This is a genomic window from Sphingomonas sp. Sph1(2015), assembly GCF_001970915.1.
GTDB classification, from domain to species: Bacteria; Pseudomonadota; Alphaproteobacteria; order Sphingomonadales; family Sphingomonadaceae; genus Sphingomonas; species Sphingomonas parapaucimobilis.
Window position 1 is genome coordinate 1 of sequence record NZ_MQUI01000030.1, and the last position, 17,719, is coordinate 17,719.

A 17,719-nucleotide genomic window follows, 5' to 3' on the forward strand; every position below is an offset into this window, starting at 1 on the left:
CTATGGCAGGGAGCGATCCCGTTGACGGTGGGAGCCATCTGGCTCAGATTGCATGCCGCGCCGATGGTTGTCGGCGCATCGATATCTGCTGGCCAAAACCCGCCGCTGCTTCCCGACATAGGACGTTGTCCGACCTGATATGCGCGGGCGGACCACGCTCGATGAACAACTCGGCCAGCGCTGCCAGTACGTCTTCGTGTTTGAGCTGGCGCGCGACGACGAGTGCCAGGCACTCCCTGCTCGCCTCGTCGATAATGGTAAGGATGCGGAACTTGCGTCCGTCATGGGTGCGTTCCTCGACGAAGTCGTAAGCCCAGACATGCCCCGGATACTCCGGCCGCAACCGGATGCACGAGCCATCGTTCAGCCATAACCGGCCGCGTTTCGGCTGGCGCTGCGGCACCTTCAGCCCCTCGCGTCGCCAGATCCGTTCCACCCGTTTATGGTTCACCGACCAACCCGCCGCATGCAGCAGCGCCGTCACCCGGCGATAGCCGTAGCGCCCGTACTGCCTGGCAAGGGCGATGATATCCTCGGTGAGCGCCAGCTCGTCATCTGCCCCGAACGGCACCTTGCGCTGCGTCGACCGGTGCTGGCCGAGCACGCGGCACACCCGCCGCTCGGATACATCCAGCACCTCCCGGACCTGGTCGATGCAGCGCCGACGCCGTGCGGGGCTCAGAAGTTTCCCTTGGCTGCCTCCTGCAGGATGAGCTTGTCCAGCGTCAGATCCGAGATCGCCCGGCGCAGCGTAAGCGTCCGGTGACGGCGTCACCTCAAACGGGCCGGTAGTTCCACGGCAGCAGTTCAGCGACCCGGCGGGCCGGATGGTCTGCGATGCGTCTGATGGTGTCGGCCAGCCAGGCCTCGGGGTCGACGCCGTTGAGCCTGGCGGTTTCCACCAGGCTGTAGATGCTGGCGGCGCGGTGCCCGCCCTGGTCGGAGCCCGCGAATAGCCAGTTTTTGCGCCCGACGGCGATACCGCGCAGCGAGCGCTCGGCGGCATTGTTGTCGATCTCCAGGCGACCATCGTCGGCATAGCGGGTCAGCGCCGTCCAGCGGGTGAGCGCATAGCGGATAGCGACCGCAAGGTCGGAGCGCCGGGACAGTTTCGGTCCCGTTGCATCGAGCCACTGACGGAATGCATCGAGCAGCGGTCCGGCCCTGGCCTGGCGCGCGTGCCGTCGCTCGTCCGGGGGCCGACCACGCACATCCTGTTCGACGGCATAGAGGCCGGCGATATGGTCCAGTGCCTCGCGGGCCGTGGCGGAGCCGGTTGCGGCGTGGACGTCGAAGAACTTGCGCCTGACATGCGCCCAGCAGGCCACCTCTGCGATGCGGTCGCCATACAGGCGGTCGAACCCGGCATAGCCATCGGCGTGCAGATCGCCCCGGAACCGGGCAAGATGTCCGGCGGGTCGTTCGCCCTTGCGGTCGGGCGCGTAGTGGAACAGCACGGCGGGCGGAGCCTCGCCGCCAGCCCCGCGCTCGTCGCGTACATAGGTCCACAGCCTGCCCGTCCTGGTGCGACCGGCGCCAGGGGCCAGTACCGGCACCGGCGTGTCGTCGGCATGGAGGGTCGCGCCGCCCATGACGTGGCGCTCGAGCGCGTCGACCAAGGGGCCGAGGAGCGCGGCCGAGCGCCCGACCCAGTCGGCGAGCGTGGAGCGGGCAAGGTCGACGCCCTGGCGAGCATAGATGCCCGACTGGCGGTAGAGCGGCAGATGGTCGGCGTATTTGGACACCAGCACATGGGCGAGCAGCCCCGCACCGGGTCGACCGCGCTCGATGGGCATGGACGGCAACGGCGCCTGCACTATGCGCTCGCATGACCGGCAGCTGAGCCGCGGCCGGACGTGGCGCACGACCCGGAACGAGGCGGGCACATAGTCGAGCTGTTCCGTAACGTCCTCGCCCATGCGCCGCATGGCACCACCGCAGTCGGGGCAGACGCACAGTGCCTCATGCACGACCTCGGTGCGGGGCAGATGGTCGGGCAGCGGCTGTCGATACGGCCTGGCGGTCTCCCGTGTCCGGGTGACCACCGGCATCGCCGCAGTGGCGGCTTCCGCCTCGCGCTCTTCCAGCCCGAGTTCCAGCTGGTCAGCCTGGTGCGTCAGCTTCTCCGACGAACGGCCGAAGGCCATGCGCCGCAGCCGCGCGACCTGCATCCGCAACTGCTCCAGCTCGGCGCCGGCAGCAATGAGCATGGCCTTCAGAAGGGCGATATCGTCGGGCAGCGAGGCGGCATCGGGCGACACGCCCGCTTATACCAGAACCCCCGTGCCGATACACGCGAAAGCCGCAGGAAACCGTACTTTTTACCAGGCCAAGGTCGGCTGCGAGGACCGGATCGGATGCCGCCAGTCCACCCCTTCGAGCAGCATCGACAGCTGCGCCGGGGTCAGCACCGCGACGCCGTCCGCGGTCGCCGGCCAGGTGAACCGGCCCCGCTCCAGGCGCTTGGCATGGAGCACGAGACCCTGACCATCCCACCACAGCAGCTTGACCAGATCGCCACGCTTGCCCCGGAAGGCGTACACCGCACCGCCAAACGGATCCTGGCGCAGCCGCTGCTGTACCAGCGCGGCCAGCCCGTCGAAGCCCTTGCGCATGTCCGTGACCCCGGCCGCCAGATACACCCGGACACCGCCCGGCGGCCCGATCAAGCAAACCCCGCCAGCACGGTCTTGAGCACCCGCGCGTCGATGGGAGGTGCCAGGCGGATGCGTTGCCCGGCCGGGCCGACCACTTCCACCACACCCGGTCCGAGCGGCTCCGAATGCGGCACCATGGGCGCGCCCGCCACCTCGACCGGAATGAATGCCGGCCCCGGCAACGGCAATGCTTCGCTCGCCACCCCATCGCGCAGCAGCGTGCGTCGCCAGCGATACACCAGCGACGTGCACACCCGGTGTCGCCGCGCCACCTCCAACACGCTGGCACCCGGCATCATCGCCTCCGACACGATCCGTGCCTTGTCATCTTCGCTGAACCGCCGGCGCGGTTCAGGCCCAACCATCTCGATAATTCGCGTCGCCATGATGCCGCACCGGTGTCTGCCACAGTGCCGCACCTGTGGCTTGCGCATCACCTCGTCGGCAAGGCGGAGAAGACCGGACGCTTACGGCGCAGCCGCAGGTTCTCCTTTTCCAGATCCTTCATCCGCCGAGTCTGATCGGTCTTCAGGCCACCATATTCCTTGCGCCAGCGGTAGTAGGTCTGCTCGCTGACCGCGATGCGCCGACAGGCCTCGGCGGTCGTGCCGCCCTGACCCAGCATGATCTCAACCTCACGTAGCTTCCCGATAATCTCCTCGGGCTTGTGCTTCTTCGCAGGCATTCGTCGTCCCTTCCTTGGTCCAGACTGTAATAGTCGATGGACCACTCAGAAGGGGGCAGCTCAGACGGCCATGATCGGCGCGCGGCGCGCCAGCAATGACGGCTAGTAAGATGATGGCGAGTAGAACGAGATGATGAGGCCCGATGATAGCAGGCGCTCCCACGAGGCGATCCGCGCCGCTGCCTACGCACTTCGTGACTGCGTCAGGGCCGGACCTCCGCTTACCGACCTCGGCCGGCTACGAATGAACCTGGCCAATGCGGTACGGGAGCATCTGCCTACACAGCAGGGCTGGAACAAGGAGGCTCGAGGCTATTTCGCCGACCAGATGCCGACTTACGAGCGGATCATGGAAGAGGATCGCGAGCTTCGGCTACGCTACTCCGACCACATACGGCGTTGGAGCAGCAACGCGATAGCTTCGAACGTCCCAGCCTATGCTGCGGACGTCGCAACACTGGTAGAGCGCCTCGACCGCTACCTGCGGTCGCTTGAGCACGAGCTCTATAAGCCGATGCACCAGGCAGGGATCGAGGCGTGATCGGTGATCAATTGCCCCTGTAGGTGGAGTAGCCGAAGGGGCTGACCACGACCGGCACATGGTAGTGCGCGGCAGGGTCGGTGACGCGGAACACGGGATCGATCTCGGGGAAGAATGGCACCGCCTTCGCATCCGGGTAGCCTGCCATGTCGAACAGCAGCTTGTAGGTGCGCGGCGCGAACTTCGACGGCTACCTACCCGACGCCGATATCTCGGTTGAAACCGGGCAAACCTATAGTCCTGCATGACGATCTGGCATCTTGCATCACCGCGAGCAGCTATCGAAACCGGCGTTTATCACCTACAGTCCTGCAAGGCAGGGTCGCCGGTCCTGCGAAACCGATGGTGGGGGTGCCGTTGCGACCTGTGTCAGCTGCGATCTGTGTTCCGGTCCGCAACGAGGAGACTGCGTTACCGAAGTTGCTGGAGGCGATCGAGCGACTGGACCTGGGCGACGTCGAGGCTGCCGTGTTCTTCCTCCTTGATAATTGCTCGGATGCGAGCGAGCAGGTAATACTCGAGCATGCTGGTCGCATGGCCCTTCCGTTCACGGTGGCTCAGGGAGACCCGTCCCCTGATGCCAATGCCGGTCGTGCACGCCGGGCCGCCATCGCCCTCGGCCTGCATCATGCGGCGAGCACGCCCCACGGTATTCTCCTGACGACCGACGCCGACAGCCAGCCCCGTGCCGATTGGGTCAGGGCGGCACTGCAGGGCCTGGCCTCGGCCGACCTTGTCGCCGGGCGAATCGTCCGGATCGCAGCGGAGCGGGATCCGGTGCAGGGGAGGGTCGAGCGCTACCTCGATCGGCTTCACGCCTACCGACGATCGGTCGACCCCGTTCCGTGGGACAGTCCGACCGGCTCCCACTGCTCGGGAGGCGCCAACATGGCCTTCCGACCCGGAGCCTATCAGGCGCTGGGTGGCTTCCAGCCGGTGCCATGCGGCGAGGACGCCGCCCTGCTCGACGATGCCGGGCGCGCCGGGTTTCGCGTGCGCCGCGATCCCGGCATGGTGGTTGCGACCTCCTCACGGCGGCTCGGCCGGGCGCCGGGCGGCATGGCGGCTGCGCTCAGTGCTATCGACCATCACGGGGCACCCTCAATGCCGCATCCCCGAGGGGCGGCATGGCAATACCGACAGCAGGCGGAGGCGCGCCGCATTTGGGCCGGGCTCCCCGATTCCTTTGTCGCAGCTCGCTTCGGCGACCGTATCGGATTGACCGGTGACCATGTGATCGGCGTCGCGCGCGACTGCCCCAACGCAGAGGCGTTCGCCATGCGTGTCGTGCCGGCACTGCCCGATATAGCCGACGTCACCCTCGCTGAGGCCGAGCAGGCCCTGGCTTTGCTCGAGCGCCAGCTTTGCGAGCAGGCGGTATGACGACGGTCGGGGCTCTGCGTCATGGGATCGTCGCGGCGGGGTGGGCGACCGATCCCGCCGGCGATCCGACGACGCCCAAGGCATATCTGGACCTGCTCCGCCCTCTTTACGCTGCGGGACGCCGGGATCTCCCCATCGGGCGCCTGCTTGAGGGGCATGTCGATGCGGTGCAGATCGTGTTTCGATACGGCACGTCGTCCCAGGTCGCTGCGTTGCGGGCGCGCATCGCTGCGGGAGCGACGTTGGGTGTTTGGAATGCGGGCCTGCCGGGTGAGCCGCTGGTGCTTACCGGCGGACGGCTGACCGGCGGCAAGGGCTATGCATCGGGGGCGGGGATACTGACTCACGCGCTGGTAACCGCGGATAGCGAACGCGGACCGCAGCTGCTCCTGCTCGACCTCGAGGCCGATCCACCTGCCATCGATCGGGAGTGGTGGCAGACGATCGGCATGCAGCGCTCGGAGACACATCTGGTGCGCTGGTCCGGCTCTGTGATCGGTGAAGACGGCCGTATCGGCGAGCCCGGCAGCTATGCGCGGGAGCCGTTCTTCAGCGGAGGCGCGCTGCGCTTCGCCGCGGTTCATGCCGGCGGCATCGCCGGCCTGCTCGATGCAGTGCGTGACCACCTGACCACCCACGAGCGCGCTTCCGATCCGTTCCAGGCATCGCGCCTCGCCGACCTGTTCCTGCTTGCCCAGGGTGCAGCGGCGAGCATCCGCGACACGGCGGGCGCCTGGTTCAGCGGGACGGATGCGGAACGCCTCGCCCGGGTGTCCGCTGCGCGGCTATCGATCGCCGGTTTTGCCGAGCGCGCCCTGACGATCGCGCAGGAGGCGGTCGGGCTGCAGGGGTTGTTCCTGTCGCATCCGCTGGCGGCAAAGATCGCCGATCTCATGGTGTACCTGCGCCAGCCGGCGCCTGACGCGCATCGCCTTCGCGTCGGCCAGGCTGTCGCCGAGCACATCCTCGACCCCATCCTGTGAGGATCGCGCTGCGAAACGTGCGTGTCGCGCTGGTGATCGCCCCGCACCCGGATGACGAGGTCATCGGCGCGGCAGGCCTCATTGCGCGGCTTCGCCGCCATGGAGCTCGGGTCCGGGTTGCGGTCGTGACCGATGGTGCCGCATCTCACCGGGGCAGCCGAAAATGGCCGAGGACGCGACTGGTCGCGGCTCGCCAGCGTGAGAGCCTTCATGCGCTACGTCGTCTCGGCATCGTTGCTGGCGACGTCTCGTTCCTCAATTTGCCCGATGGCCAGTTGCCCTCGATCCCGGGGCGCTGTTATCGCGCGCTGCGCCGCCAGGTCGCACGATGCCGGGATCTCGATCTCATCGTCGGACCGGCCTGCGATGACGACCATCCCGATCACCGCGCCGTAGCCGCGGCCGTAGCCGGATGCCCGGGTGGCGCCGGTCGGCTGACCTACCGCGTGTGGCCGCCTCGCCCGGACCGGTCCGGACCGGCATGGCGCATCGCTGTGCCTGGAGGAGTTCCGGTTAAGCGGTCCCTGATCCGCGTCTACCGGACGCAGCTCGGCGCCGTTTCCGATGACCCAGCAGGCTTCACGATCGCGAGACACGAGCTTGCGGCCTTTGCTCGTCCGGTCGAGCGCTACCGGCCGGGTTCGAAGTGACGAGCCCGATCGATCTTGCCGGGTTCGCCGCCAAGTTCGCCGGCGACGACGATCCCTGGCGCACCTTCACCGCCCGTGACGAGGCGGTGAAGCGTGCCGCGATCCTGCACGCAATAGGTCACCGACCGGTCGGACGGGTGCTGGAGCTGGCCAGCGGCAACGGATCCAACAGTGCCGCGATCGCGAGGATGGCGTTGCGCCTCGATGCGACCGAGGGCACGAGGGAGGGGGTCGACCTGACGGCACGCGCCGTCGCGGCCTGGCCTCGTGCGTGCGCATCGCTGCTCGTGCTCCCCGGTCGTCCGCCACGTCTCGTCTATGACGTGATCGTGATCGCCGAGATCCTGTATTACCTCTCAGCGCGAGAGATGGCCCGGGTTGCGCGTGAGATGGCCGCTCGCCTGCGCCCAGGCGGCATCATCGTGCTCGCGCACCACAGGATTGATTTCTACGATTTCGTCCAGCATGCGGCAGGGATCCACGCCCGGTTCCTCGCAGAGACCGGGCGTTGTTGGACGGTTCGCACCGCGCGCCGCACCGGCCGCTGGGTCGTTACCGCGGCCCGCGCCGATGGTATGACCCGATCCCGTTGAACGCGAGCGAGGCAGCGCGTCCCACGTCCGTGCGATATGAGGCTTGCCGTTAAGTGGAGCGGCAGGACGTCCACCTGCCGCTCCCGCCAGGGTCGTCAGGCCGCCGCGTCGAGATCGACCTTCATTTCTCGAGCCCAGAACCTGAGGTCACGACAGGTCGTGACGAACGCCTTGACGTCCTTGCTCTTGCTTAGGGCTACGAAGCCATCGTCAAGCTCCGGCACCCGGGCAGCGTCGAGCAACGTGGCGGCTGCATCGGTGTAGCCGATGAACTTGCAGTGGCCGAACGCGTCCGCCACGAAGTCCTTGGAGGCCGCATCCTTGGCGAGCATCGCAGCCCCCTCCTCGGACGGGAGCACCGCGACGGCATCGAACAGGACCGAAGGTCCGCCGTCGATCTTCTGCTTGGCCGCGACCTTGGTGCCGTCGTCGAGCGTGACCCCGCCGATCTTCGGCGCGACCACCTCCCAGACCGCGCCTTCGGCTTCCAGCGCCTTGGTCAGCGCATTGAACAGCTCGGCGCTCGACCCATCGGTCAGCAGCAGGCCCATCTTTCGCCCGGCGAAATTCGCCGGGCCGTTGGCGACGATCGAGAGCGCCGACGATGTCGGCAGGTCTAGCGTCGGCTTGGCCGCCTTGGCGGCGTCCGGCAGGTCGAGGCCGAGCCCGTTCGCAACGGTAGCGGCGAGATCCTCGTCGATGTTGCGCAGGTGGCTGACCGCCCGGGCCCGGATGTCGACACGCTCTACCTTCGACAGCTCGAACACCAGCGCGTCGCCGATGTGCTTCTGCTCGATCGGCTGCTGGCTGAGATAGAACTGCCGCGCCTGGCTGTAATGATCGGCAAAGGTTTCGGACCGAATCCGCTGCTTGGTCCCCTGAACCTCAGCGGGGAAGCTGGTGAAGCCGATCTCCGCGTTCTCGCGCGGACCGCCTTCCGCGCCCCAGCTGTTCGGCTCATAGTTCACGCGCCCCTTTGGATTGCGCATCGCCATGTGGCCGTCCTGCTGGAAGTTCATCACCGGACAGCGCGGGGCATTGATCGGCAGGTGGGTGAAGTTCGGGCTGCCGAGCCGCTTCAGCTGGGTATCGAGATAGGAGAAGTTGCGGCCGTGCAGCAGCGGGTCGTCACTGAAGTCGATGCCCGGCACGATGTTCTGCGTGCAATAAGCGACCTGCTCGGTTTCGGCGAAGAAGTTGTCGACGTTGCGATTGAGCGTGAGCGTACCGACGATGCGGACCGGCACGTCCTCCTCGGGGATGAGTTTGGTCGAGTCGAGATGGTCGAAGGGAAGCTTGTCGGCGGTTTCCTGATCGAACAGCTGGACGCCGAGATCCCATTGCGGGAAGTCACCGCTCTCGATCGCCTCCCAAAGATCGCGGCGATGATAGTCGGGATCGGCGCCGCTGATCTTGACCGCCTCGTTCCACAGCACCGACTGGAGCCCCTGGCGCGGCTTCCAGTGGAACTTGACGAAGGTCGACCTGCCTTCCGCGTTCACCAGGCGGAAGCTGTGGACGCCGAAGCCCTCCATCGTGCGGAAGGAGCGGGGGATCGTGCGATCGGACATGATCCACATGATCATGTGCCAGGCTTCCGGGGTGAGGCTGGCGAAATCCCAGAAATTGTCGTGTGCGGTTTGCGCTTGGGGGAACGCCCGGTCGGGCTCCTGCTTGGCCGCATGGACCAGATCGGGGAACTTGATGGCATCCTGGATGAAGAACACCGGGATGTTGTTGCCGACGATGTCCCAGTTGCCCTGCTTCGTGTACATCTTGACGGCGAAGCCGCGCACGTCGCGCGCCAGATCGCGCGAGCCCTTGTTGCCCGCTACCGTTGAGAAGCGGACGAACACCTCGGTCTGCTGCCCGACCGTGCTCAGCACGTCGGCGCGGGTGTAGTCGGCCAGACTGTCGGTCAGTTCGAACACGCCGTGCGCGCCATAGCCGCGTGCGTGGACGACGCGCTCCGGGATGCGCTCGTGATCGAAATGGAAGATCTTTTCGCGGAGGATGAAGTCTTCGAGCAGCGTGGGGCCCCGCAGACCCGCCTTGAGACTGTTCTGGGCGTCCGCGATCGGGATGCCCTGCTGCGTGGTCATGGTAAGTGCCGCGTCCGAGGTCGTCTGGCGGGTTTCACCGCCATGGCCCTGCTGCTCGGCATAGTTCGTCGGCTGGTCGGCACCCGCCGGCAGCGGCGGTGCCTTCTTGGCCGTCTCGCCCTTGAGTTTCACCGCGCTTTTGATGCTCTTGCGTGCCATGGACGTAATCCTCCGATCATGCCCTTAATGCCACCAGCGCCACGGCGGTGCGAGGCATAAATCTTTGTAGCGACTGGGAACCGACCCGGAGGAGCGAAATCAAGTTATGTCAGTCGAGCATGGTCGCCGGTTCGGACGACAGGCGCGGGCTCGGCAACGTAAGTGTTCATGGCTGCGCAGAACCCGACTGCGGCTTCCTTGGTCCTGGATCACAGCCAGGGAAAGCCGATATGGACCGGTTGAGGATGTCTTAACGCCTTGCCGTTAGCCGAGCATGATGTACTCCCAGGTCGTACAGGTTTTCGACTGCGTCTGGCACGACCACGATCCGTGGTTGGTGCTGCTCGCGGGCCTGGTTTGCCTCTGCGGTATCTATGCGTCCTTTGCCCTGGCCGACCATGCCGTACGCTCAGGGCGGAAGACGCGCAGCCTGTGGGAACCTGTCACCATCGTGTCGGCCGGCTGCACGGCCTGGGCGACCCACTTCATTATCTTGCTGGCTTTCAAGCCGGGCATGCCGTCTGCGTTCAACCCGCTGGCCGTACGGCCGTTTTACGGCCGCTCGTTGATGTAAACGAATCAAATGGACGGGGACCCATGCCGCGGCTCAAGGCGTTGAGCGTCATAGACATGGCCCTGACGACAGGGACATCCACTCAGATGAGGAAACGACATGCGCGCACTATGCTGGCACGGTAAAGGCGATGTCCGCGTCGACACCGTTGCGGATCCCGAGATCAAGCACCCGCGCGATGCGATCATCAAAATAACCGCCTGCGCGATCTGCGGGTCGGACCTTCACCTGCTGGATGGCTACCAGCCCACCATGGAAGCCGGCGATATCCTCGGCCACGAGAACATGGGCGAGGTCGTGGCGCTCGGGTCCGAGGTAACCAACCTCAAGATCGGCGACCGTGTCGTCGTGCCGTTCACGATCAGCTGCGGCGATTGCTGGTTCTGCAAGAAGGGTCTGTTTGCGGCCTGCGATCGGACCAATCCGAACGCCGATATGGCCGCCAAAGCGATGGGCCATTCGCCCGCCGGGCTGTTCGGCTTCAGCCACATGCTGGGCGGCTACTGCGGCGGCCAGGCGGAGTATCTCCGCGTGCCGATGGCGGATGTTGGTCCGATCAAGATTCCCGACAACGTTACCGACGAGCAGGCCCTCTTCCTATCGGATATCTTCCCGACCGGCTACATGGCCGCCGAGAATGCGCAGATCGAGCATGGCGACACCGTCGCGATCTGGGGCTGCGGTCCGGTCGGCCAGTTCGCCATCCGCTCCGCGCTGATGATGGGCGCCGGCCGCGTGATCGCGATCGACGAGGTGCCCGAGCGACTCGCCATGGCGGAGGCCGGTGGCGCTGAGACGATTAACTTCGCCGAAACCGATGTCTACGACGAGCTGCAGGCGCGAACCAAGGGCCGGGGCCCCGACAGCTGCATCGATGCTGTCGGCTGCGAGGCGGCCGCGCACGGGGCGGCGGACGCGGTCATGGACAAGGTGAAGGCAAGCATGATGCTCGCCACTGATCGCGTCCACGTCCTGCGGCAGGCGATCATGAGCTGCCGCAAGGGCGGCACGGTCTCCGTGCCCGGCGTCTACGTCGGGATGGGTGACAAGCTTCCGATCGGTGCAGCGATGAACAAAGGACTAACGATCAAGCTCGGCCAAACCCACGTGCAGCGCTATACTAGACCGTTGCTGGAAAAAATCGTCGCGGGCGCGATCGACCCCAGCTTCGTGATCACCCACCCGGCCAGTCTTGAAGACGCGCCAGAAATGTACGCTAAATTCCGCGACAAGGAAGAAGGTGTGATCAAGGTTGTTATGCGCCCGCACGGTTGATTGGCGGAATAACCGGGAACAGGACGCTTATCGATGCCGATCGACACCGCCGCTTTGGAGCACGTGTAGCGGCGGTGTCGATCAGCTTGCGACCAAGTATGTCGGCAGACCTAGGGTCAGGATCTGTAATTTGCAGTCGCTCGGCGGTTGTCCCTTGAGGGTCTCAAGGATCTGTCCGCACTCGCCGATCCGAGGATCGGTCGTGCTGTATCGGGTCTCACAAGGCCGGACGTTGCATTGACTCGAAGCGGGCTCGGGAGCCCATCTGATAACCTTCGCAGATCGTCCGTCCCTGCGTTCCCTCGCGGGACACCGCCATCGGGTCAGCTGGAGAGCATCACCGCTGGCGAACGGGAACTTATCGCATTTCAGGCCTCGAACAAGGTGCCGTCGCGGAGCATGGCGTGCATGATGACGGCGAGGCGGCGGGCGAGCGCGACCCGGGCTTTCTTGAGGCCGCGCCGCTTCGCGATCTTCAGCGCCCAGGTCTTCAGCGCGAAGGTCTGCCGCGTGCGCGTCAGGATCGAGTTCGCCGCCTCGTAGAGGAGCTTGCGGACGGTGCCGTCGCCCTGCTTGGTGATCCGGCCGGTCCAGTCGAGCTCGCCGGACTGGTGCCGACGTGGGACGAGGCCAAAGTAGGCGCCGGCTGTCCGCGACCGCTTGAACCGACCCGCTTCATCGACGGCGGCGGCGAACGCAGCCGAGGTCTGCACACCGACGCCCGGGATGCTCATCAGCGCCTGACAGGCTGGAGAGGCGATGCTGATCGCCTTGAGCTCGCGATCCATCCGACGGATCTCGTCGACCAGCCCGGTTCGCGCCCGAAGCAGCGAAGCCACTGCCTCGCCGAGCCCCGGGACAGCGATGGCGGCCTGCACCCGTGCGAGAAACCGCTCGCCCTGGCCAGCTCCCGGTCTGATCCCGAAGGTAGCGCATAAGCCGCGGATGGTGTTGTCGAGCCGGACGCGCGCCTCGACCAGGTGCGCGCGGGCGGTGATCACCGAGCGTACACCGTGCGATGTCGGCGACTTGACGTGCACCTCCTTGTAAAAGCCGGTCCGGGCCAACTGCGCGAGCCCCGCTGCGTCATGTGGATCAGTCTTGTTCGCCTTCATCGCCTTGAGGCTCTGGTGGGCCTGGCGCGCATCGATGCACACGATCGCGACGCCCAGCTCGTGCAGGCCACGCGCAACCCATGGCGTCATCCGGCCGGTCTCGATCACCACGCGTTCCATCGGACCATGGCGTTCCAGCAGCGCGGCGATCGCTTCCGGCGTGCTGTCCACGCATTGCGCTGCGACCTTGCGCCCTTCGGCATCGACAATGCAGACGTGCGACGTTTCCATCGACAGGTCTATTCCGGCATAGTGCTTCATAGCTGCTTCCTTCCTTCAGGTCCGACAACCAGAAGGTGCGCCGCTCAGCCGGCCCGGGGAAGCAGCCACAAATTACACGATGACTCGTTGACCATAGCGAACAGCGATGGCCGACGCACCAGGAAGCGAAGCGCCACTTGGCGTGCGGTCGCGCCGTGGCTGGCCGCGATCTCCTCCAGCACGCGCCCGCCAGGGGTGCGCGGGCCGGGGAAGTCGCCCTGGCCGAACGGGCTGTCGGCGCCCGGCCGCGCGAACTTCCCATGATTTAGGCCCAGGACGCCTTCCGTGGAGCTCGAGGCGCTACCATCGGAACAAGGAGAGAAAAGATGCACAAGGCACTGTTCGTAGGCATTGAAGCCGGGCCGACCCACCAGGAAGATGCCGCTGAATTCCTCCGGGGTGCGCTGGAGCCGGTCGAGCATGAGCAGGACACGCGGCACTGGTACGCGCTGCGCTTTGGCCCCGCCGACTTCGCCATCTTCGATACCTTCCCCGGCAATGCCGGCCGGCTGAAGCATCTGTTCGGCACGGTCGGCCGGGCGCTGGTCGTGAAGACCTTCACCATCCTCAACGGATTGCCGGAGATCGAGCCGGCCGACATCCTCGCCCTCAAGGTGCCGGCGGCGGACGCCCTGCCGCGCTTGGCCCTGCATGTTCCGCTTGAAGCACGGGACGGTGCGGAGGAAGAGGTTGCCCGCTTCCTCCAAGGAGCCCGATCGGCCGTGGAGCGGGAGCCTGGCACCCTGTCGTGGTACGCTCTGCGTCTCGGAAAGACTCGGTTCGCCATCCTCGATACCTTCGCCGACGAGGCAGGGCGCGAGACGCATCTGTCGGGCGAAATCGGCACGGCGCTATCCGGAAGCGCTGCTTCGCTGTTCGCCGAGCCTCCCCAGATCCACCGCGCACAAATCTTGGCGTTCAAGATTGCATCCGCTGGTGATGAGGAGAGGACGAGCAGGAACACGTCGGTCGCGCGGCCCCTTGAGAGAGGGACAGTCTGATGGACACGAAGCAGAAGGTGCTCGTTGGAGCGGCCGTCGCCAGCACCGCGGCAGCCGGGGCCGCGTTCGCGTTCAAGTCCGCGGGCACGGATTCGAAGCTCACCAAGGTCGCGTGTCCGCCGTCAGCACCAATGGCACAGATTTGAGGTTGTGATTTAAGGAGGATCTGGGCTTCGTCGTAGTGACGAAGGAACGAAGATGAAGCCCAGATCCTCCAATGTAAAATCGCCCGCCAAGGCCTCAGCAGAGCGGGTAGTGAACCGTGGATTTGAGGGATGCACAGCTCCCTGGGGTCGATTGTCGTTAGCGGCAAACCATTGAACATCGGGTATGGTCAGTTCCGTCCGCTCACGGACGTGCTGATCGGAAAAGCGCTCTCTACCGCCACAAGCGGTGTAGAGGGCGACTAGGTGCTTGGTCGCAAGATCCTTCTCCAAGCTGCGGGCACCCGCAATTTGGGCGAAGCTCGATCGCCCCAATAGGGAGCCGTAGCGCTCAGGGCTGACGCGCTCTCCGTCCAGCTCCCTATCCTCAATGAGACGATCTAGTGCGAGAAACAGGGCATCCACCCACCACCGCTCTACCCGCTTGCCGGCAAAGTCGGATAGGTGGCCAATCCTCTCGTGCGCAATCGCCTCGGTGAGCATAGGGGCCTCGCCCTAGCCCGGCAATCTATGGCACCTGGGCGCATCAGAAGCGACTCTTGGACGAGCATGTTTGAAGATCTGGCCGCTCGCGGCTTCCAAATTGAGTTTCACAGCCATGCCACGGCCATCCTGAGCGTCGATTTTCCCGACGCGATCGGGGAGTTGGAAGCGGCGCTCGGCGCGCTATCCATCCCAATTGAGGAGATCATCGGCTCGGGTGGAGGCGAGACAAAGGGCACTCAGCGTCTCCGGCGCGCCTTGGCCGAGCTGGGCTGGCACAAGGTCAATTTCACGATCGAAAAGCGCATCAACGGCGTCCAAAGGGAGTCGATCTCCCATGAGGTCGATCATGTCCGTACCTTCGCCGATGGCCGCGTCATCGCGCTCGAAATCGAGTGGAACAACAAGGATCCATTCTTCGACCGCGACCTGGAGAACTTTAAGCGGCTGCACGCGGAGGGGGCGATCAGCGTTGGCGTGATTGTCACGCGGGGATCGAGCCTACAGGACGACATGGTGCAGCTCGTCCGCCGGTTTGCAACCGAGCGGGGTCTGGAGTCGAGTGATGACCTTGGATCTTTGGGACTGACGCCCACCCCCCGGCAGAAGGCCGATGTTGCTCGGCGTATGCGAGCAGGCGGCGCGACCTTTGCAGACGCTTGGTCGCTTAGTTTCGTGAAGGATAAATATGGGGCCGCCACGACCCATTGGCGAAAGCTAGAAGATCGCGTGCACCGCGGCGTCGGCAATCCATGCCCGCTCCTCCTCATTGGACTACCCAGCTCAATCGTCACTTTCGATGAGCATCTCGACGTGGGCGCCATCGCCGAGGGCGAGGAGGAGCAGGAGATCCTTGCTGAGCCTATTCAGCCGCTTCCGCCACCAGCCCAGCCCTAGAGTGATGGGCATACGTCGGCCAGGAAGGGGTATATTCCTCGTCCGCCTGGTTGCCCCATACGGTCCAATCCGGCCGCGTTCCACGCGAGAACATCTCCAAGAACGGGCCGGGGCTGCATTCCTCAATCAGCGGATATTGCTCGTCAGGCTTACGGCTGTGCTCCCGCTTGCGGCTCTCAAGATAGTTCACCTGTGTCCGACCCGGATCAAGCGTGCGGGCGTTCTTGCCCCGGACGCCAAATAGGATCAGTTCTGTAACGTTGCGGAAATAGAATCCCACGCCCCGACCATCAGATCCGCCATCCTTGCGGATCTTCCGCCATACGATGTTGGATTTATACTCAAAGCCCCATTCCCGCATTACACGCAAGCCGTCCGGCAAGAGCGCATTAGGCACCCACAGGTAGAGGTGGGCGGTTGGCGCAACGCACTCCTGCACCGGTAGCTCGCAAATCTCGTCCAGCGTCATTGTCCCGTAGCGGTTTAGGCGGCGGTGCTCGGGTGCCACCTTCCCGGTACGGTTTTGAAACTGCCACGGCGGATCCGCCAGTACTGTTCTGAAATTGCCGCCCCCTGCGACGTTCAACAGATCCATAGCTGCCGGACTATAATCCGGTGACTTCTTGGACGCCTTGCGCTTGGATTCTGACATTAGGCTGCGTCCTCATTCTTAATCGATTTTGGCGCGCGACCCACATAGCCACGCAAGCCTCGCCGGATGACCTGACTCACTGTTTCGTCACGACTATCAGCAACTTGCCGTGCCTTTTGCGCGAGCTTCTTCGGCACCCGCACTGTTACAACGATATCGTCTGCCATATGCCTCTCCGGCGTACCATGTATGTTCTGGTATTGCCTTGTAATACGGATTGCAAGACGATTACCCTCACTTACGAGCCTCTTTGCCTACTGGCTCGACCGTGCCGGTGCACTGCACCGATTTTCCTGTCTTGTTGGCGCGCTTCTGACACGCCTCCAGCACCTCACGATTGGCGGTCACAATTCGATCATGCTTTGGGCTTCGGTGAAGCCAACAACACGGCGTGCGTCATGCACTATAGTCAGCCGGCGGGCGTGGTGCGTCGCACCCCGTGCTCGACGGAGACGACAGCGCTTCGCAACGCCTACGGAGTGCGGTGATATGAGGGTCGCGGTGTGGTCGGTAGCGGGATTGCTGCTAGTGTCCTGCTCGCCGAACGCACCGCAACCCGAGGTCCCGGCCGGCTGGAAGTCGGTCGGGATCCCTTCGTGCTGCACGGTCGCCATTCCATCAGATGCGACTCTGAAGGCGGGAAAGGACCCGGTAGACGATCCGGTGTTCCTGCTGCGCGGGCCGGGCTACGAAGGCATGTTCACAGTGACAGGCCGAGGATCGGCGCTGCCGATCGCGAGCTCCGGGACCAACTACAAAGCGGATCAGCTCACGCTCGACGGCCGCCCCGCAGGCGTAGCTTCCTACCGTGTCGCCGACCCGAACTATCCCGAGCGCCGCAGCCTTCTGTGGACGTTTGCTGGGCGGAACGACGGATCGGGGAAGAACCTGGTGCTTGATCTTTCCTGCAAGGAAACGGGTTGTGCCGTATTCCTGCCTATGATCGGCTCCCTCGACGCAAAACCATGAATACTCGCTGCCTTATGGGTCAATGCCGACCGGGAAGCCGATCCGGCTTGTCGGCCGGCTGGAGCGTTCGTTATGGGGCGACGACGACTTTGGCCGGTTCCAGCTAGACGACGCCGCGGTCATCGCAGTCGACGGGCCACGTTGAGGCGGGCCCGGCTGGGCCGAAGGTCGAGCCCACGGGTTGGGTAGGCGGGATAACGACGCAGCCGCTACGATCGGGGCGGTTCCTTTATACCGGCTGGGGCATGAAGAGAATCCTATCCCGACCATTGATCCCATTCGGGACGGTCGCGGCCAGCGCGCTTCGACTGGTTCAGTCGTAAACGTATATCTGTGCCCGCTCTATGCGCCACCCGCTGTTCGCAAAAGCCTTCCTTTCTGACGACCTCGCGGGCGGGCCATGACGACAACGCATTTCTGCGGCCCGCCGCTTGTCAGAACTGTTCTGGAAACCTGCTTCGCAAAAGCGCTTGCCGGCTACGGGTTTGGAGAGCCCATTGGCACGGAGCGTGAGCACAACGCCCCGTTTGCAAGCAGCGCCGGATGATGGCGAGCACACTGGCAGATAATTCGAG

The 17,719-nt window shown here is 64.9% G+C and carries 18 protein-coding genes and 3 pseudogenes; 11 read left to right on the forward strand and 10 right to left on the reverse strand.

The features are described from left to right. Positions 1 to 124: 124 nt before the first annotated feature. From BSZ14_RS12540 to BSZ14_RS12565, 5 genes and pseudogenes are all read right to left on the reverse strand, one after another. A pseudogene (locus BSZ14_RS12540) lies at positions 125 to 750 on the reverse strand (IS3 family transposase); the annotation flags it as partial. 26 nt (positions 751 to 776) lie between these two features. Further along, positions 777 to 2,210 (reverse strand): IS66 family transposase, encoded by a 1,434-nt coding sequence (gene tnpC, locus BSZ14_RS12550; RefSeq protein ID WP_056439428.1) that lies wholly within the window; start codon positions 2,208 to 2,210, stop codon positions 777 to 779. 111 nt (positions 2,211 to 2,321) lie between these two features. Continuing rightward, positions 2,322 to 2,669: an IS66 family insertion sequence element accessory protein TnpB gene (gene tnpB / locus BSZ14_RS12555; protein ID WP_076711207.1), complete on the reverse strand. Its 348-nt coding sequence runs from the start codon at positions 2,667 to 2,669 to the stop codon at positions 2,322 to 2,324. Beyond that, entirely contained in the window at positions 2,666 to 3,043 is a 378-nt protein-coding gene (tnpA, locus tag BSZ14_RS12560) for an IS66-like element accessory protein TnpA (protein WP_056439051.1), read from the reverse strand. Before tnpA ends, tnpB begins: the two co-directional genes overlap by 4 nt. Positions 3,044 to 3,126: 83 nt before the next feature. Next, positions 3,127 to 3,342, reverse strand: a pseudogene (locus BSZ14_RS12565) (transposase); the annotation flags it as partial. A gap of 244 nt (positions 3,343 to 3,586) precedes the next feature. Between BSZ14_RS12565 and BSZ14_RS12575 the strand changes: the two are divergent. Beyond that, the gene (locus BSZ14_RS12575) at positions 3,587 to 3,883 is read left to right on the forward strand and encodes a hypothetical protein (protein ID WP_082442131.1); all 297 of its coding nucleotides are present in this window, start codon (positions 3,587 to 3,589) and stop codon (positions 3,881 to 3,883) included. A 7-nt stretch (positions 3,884 to 3,890) separates the two neighbouring features. Here BSZ14_RS12575 and BSZ14_RS12580 read toward each other — a convergent pair. Further along, positions 3,891 to 4,055: pseudogene (locus BSZ14_RS12580) on the reverse strand (hydroxyisourate hydrolase); the annotation flags it as partial. A gap of 248 nt (positions 4,056 to 4,303) precedes the next feature. Between BSZ14_RS12580 and BSZ14_RS12585 the strand changes: the two are divergent. Genes BSZ14_RS12585 through BSZ14_RS12600 form a run of 4 tightly spaced genes read left to right on the forward strand, consistent with a single transcriptional unit; the run spans position 4,304 to position 7,492 of the window. Next, positions 4,304 to 5,266 (forward strand): glycosyltransferase, encoded by a 963-nt coding sequence (locus BSZ14_RS12585; RefSeq protein WP_236696979.1) that lies wholly within the window; start codon positions 4,304 to 4,306, stop codon positions 5,264 to 5,266. Then, positions 5,263 to 6,249, forward strand: a complete 987-nt coding sequence (locus BSZ14_RS12590) for an acyl-CoA dehydrogenase (RefSeq protein WP_076711213.1) — start codon at positions 5,263 to 5,265, stop codon at positions 6,247 to 6,249. The genes BSZ14_RS12585 and BSZ14_RS12590 overlap by 4 nt, the downstream gene beginning before the upstream one ends. Beyond that, the gene (locus BSZ14_RS12595; RefSeq protein ID WP_076711214.1) at positions 6,246 to 6,899 is read left to right on the forward strand and encodes a PIG-L deacetylase family protein; all 654 of its coding nucleotides are present in this window, start codon (positions 6,246 to 6,248) and stop codon (positions 6,897 to 6,899) included. Before BSZ14_RS12590 ends, BSZ14_RS12595 begins: the two co-directional genes overlap by 4 nt. After that, positions 6,896 to 7,492: a class I SAM-dependent methyltransferase gene (locus BSZ14_RS12600; RefSeq protein ID WP_076711215.1), complete on the forward strand. Its 597-nt coding sequence runs from the start codon at positions 6,896 to 6,898 to the stop codon at positions 7,490 to 7,492. Before BSZ14_RS12595 ends, BSZ14_RS12600 begins: the two co-directional genes overlap by 4 nt. A gap of 95 nt (positions 7,493 to 7,587) precedes the next feature. On the opposite strand, the gene BSZ14_RS12605 is transcribed toward BSZ14_RS12600, so the two are convergent. Further along, on the reverse strand, positions 7,588 to 9,753 hold the full coding sequence (locus tag BSZ14_RS12605; protein WP_076711216.1) for a catalase: 2,166 nt from the start codon (positions 9,751 to 9,753) through the stop codon (positions 7,588 to 7,590). 274 nt (positions 9,754 to 10,027) lie between these two features. Here BSZ14_RS12605 and BSZ14_RS12610 point away from each other — a divergent pair, with 274 nt between their 5' ends. Both BSZ14_RS12610 and BSZ14_RS12615 read left to right on the forward strand, forming a co-directional pair. Then, a complete protein-coding gene (locus BSZ14_RS12610; RefSeq protein WP_231902888.1) occupies positions 10,028 to 10,327 on the forward strand; it encodes a diguanylate cyclase in 300 nt (99 codons plus the stop codon). A gap of 99 nt (positions 10,328 to 10,426) precedes the next feature. Continuing rightward, a complete protein-coding gene (locus BSZ14_RS12615) occupies positions 10,427 to 11,602 on the forward strand; it encodes a zinc-dependent alcohol dehydrogenase (protein WP_010408774.1) in 1,176 nt (391 codons plus the stop codon). 368 nt (positions 11,603 to 11,970) lie between these two features. Here BSZ14_RS12615 and BSZ14_RS12620 read toward each other — a convergent pair whose 3' ends face one another. After that, on the reverse strand, positions 11,971 to 12,978 hold the full coding sequence (locus BSZ14_RS12620) for an IS110 family transposase (protein WP_010408776.1): 1,008 nt from the start codon (positions 12,976 to 12,978) through the stop codon (positions 11,971 to 11,973). A gap of 326 nt (positions 12,979 to 13,304) precedes the next feature. Between BSZ14_RS12620 and BSZ14_RS12630 the strand changes: the two genes are divergently transcribed. The 3 genes from BSZ14_RS12630 (at position 13,305) to BSZ14_RS12640 (ending at position 15,523) form a co-directional block, all read left to right on the forward strand. Then, entirely contained in the window at positions 13,305 to 13,979 is a 675-nt protein-coding gene (locus BSZ14_RS12630; RefSeq protein ID WP_010408781.1) for a putative quinol monooxygenase, read from the forward strand. Then, positions 13,979 to 14,125: a hypothetical protein gene (locus BSZ14_RS19685; RefSeq protein WP_018250478.1), complete on the forward strand. Its 147-nt coding sequence runs from the start codon at positions 13,979 to 13,981 to the stop codon at positions 14,123 to 14,125. Before BSZ14_RS12630 ends, BSZ14_RS19685 begins: the two co-directional genes overlap by 1 nt. Before the next feature lie 567 nt (positions 14,126 to 14,692). Further along, positions 14,693 to 15,523 carry a BglII/BstYI family type II restriction endonuclease gene (locus tag BSZ14_RS12640; RefSeq protein WP_010408784.1) on the forward strand — a complete coding sequence of 277 codons (831 nt, stop codon included), beginning with the start codon at positions 14,693 to 14,695 and terminating at the stop codon, positions 15,521 to 15,523. Here the strand turns inward: BSZ14_RS12640 and BSZ14_RS12645 are convergent. Next, positions 15,489 to 16,175 carry an MT-A70 family methyltransferase gene (locus BSZ14_RS12645; RefSeq protein ID WP_029623207.1) on the reverse strand — a complete coding sequence of 229 codons (687 nt, stop codon included), beginning with the start codon at positions 16,173 to 16,175 and terminating at the stop codon, positions 15,489 to 15,491. The genes BSZ14_RS12640 and BSZ14_RS12645 overlap by 35 nt on opposite strands. Continuing rightward, on the reverse strand, positions 16,175 to 16,342 hold the full coding sequence (locus BSZ14_RS19690) for a hypothetical protein (protein ID WP_154651464.1): 168 nt from the start codon (positions 16,340 to 16,342) through the stop codon (positions 16,175 to 16,177). Before BSZ14_RS19690 ends, BSZ14_RS12645 begins: the two co-directional genes overlap by 1 nt. Positions 16,343 to 16,664: 322 nt before the next feature. On the opposite strand from BSZ14_RS19690, the gene BSZ14_RS20070 reads away from it, so the two are divergent. After that, a complete protein-coding gene (locus BSZ14_RS20070; RefSeq protein WP_231376736.1) occupies positions 16,665 to 17,144 on the forward strand; it encodes a hypothetical protein in 480 nt (159 codons plus the stop codon). Positions 17,145 to 17,719 lie beyond the last annotated feature (575 nt).

What these genes read in the sequence shown, in the direction of transcription:
- BSZ14_RS12620 (WP_010408776.1), bottom strand. Translation starts at nt 12,978, where the DNA reads ATGAAGCACTATGCCGGAATAGACCTGTCGATGGAAACGTCGCACGTC.
- BSZ14_RS19685 (WP_018250478.1), top strand. Translation starts at nt 13,979, where the DNA reads ATGGACACGAAGCAGAAGGTGCTCGTTGGAGCGGCCGTCGCCAGCACC.
- tnpC (WP_056439428.1), bottom strand. Translation starts at nt 2,210, where the DNA reads ATGCTCATTGCTGCCGGCGCCGAGCTGGAGCAGTTGCGGATGCAGGTC.
- BSZ14_RS12630 (WP_010408781.1), top strand. Translation starts at nt 13,305, where the DNA reads ATGCACAAGGCACTGTTCGTAGGCATTGAAGCCGGGCCGACCCACCAG.
- BSZ14_RS20070 (WP_231376736.1), top strand. Translation starts at nt 16,665, where the DNA reads ATGAGGGTCGCGGTGTGGTCGGTAGCGGGATTGCTGCTAGTGTCCTGC.
- BSZ14_RS12615 (WP_010408774.1), top strand. Translation starts at nt 10,427, where the DNA reads ATGCGCGCACTATGCTGGCACGGTAAAGGCGATGTCCGCGTCGACACC.
- BSZ14_RS12575 (WP_082442131.1), top strand. Translation starts at nt 3,587, where the DNA reads ATGAACCTGGCCAATGCGGTACGGGAGCATCTGCCTACACAGCAGGGC.
- BSZ14_RS12605 (WP_076711216.1), bottom strand. Translation starts at nt 9,753, where the DNA reads ATGGCACGCAAGAGCATCAAAAGCGCGGTGAAACTCAAGGGCGAGACG.
- BSZ14_RS19690 (WP_154651464.1), bottom strand. Translation starts at nt 16,342, where the DNA reads ATGGCAGACGATATCGTTGTAACAGTGCGGGTGCCGAAGAAGCTCGCG.
- tnpA (WP_056439051.1), bottom strand. Translation starts at nt 3,043, where the DNA reads ATGGCGACGCGAATTATCGAGATGGTTGGGCCTGAACCGCGCCGGCGG.
- BSZ14_RS12645 (WP_029623207.1), bottom strand. Translation starts at nt 16,175, where the DNA reads ATGTCAGAATCCAAGCGCAAGGCGTCCAAGAAGTCACCGGATTATAGT.
- BSZ14_RS12640 (WP_010408784.1), top strand. Translation starts at nt 14,693, where the DNA reads ATGTTTGAAGATCTGGCCGCTCGCGGCTTCCAAATTGAGTTTCACAGC.
- BSZ14_RS12610 (WP_231902888.1), top strand. Translation starts at nt 10,028, where the DNA reads ATGATGTACTCCCAGGTCGTACAGGTTTTCGACTGCGTCTGGCACGAC.
- BSZ14_RS12590 (WP_076711213.1), top strand. Translation starts at nt 5,263, where the DNA reads ATGACGACGGTCGGGGCTCTGCGTCATGGGATCGTCGCGGCGGGGTGG.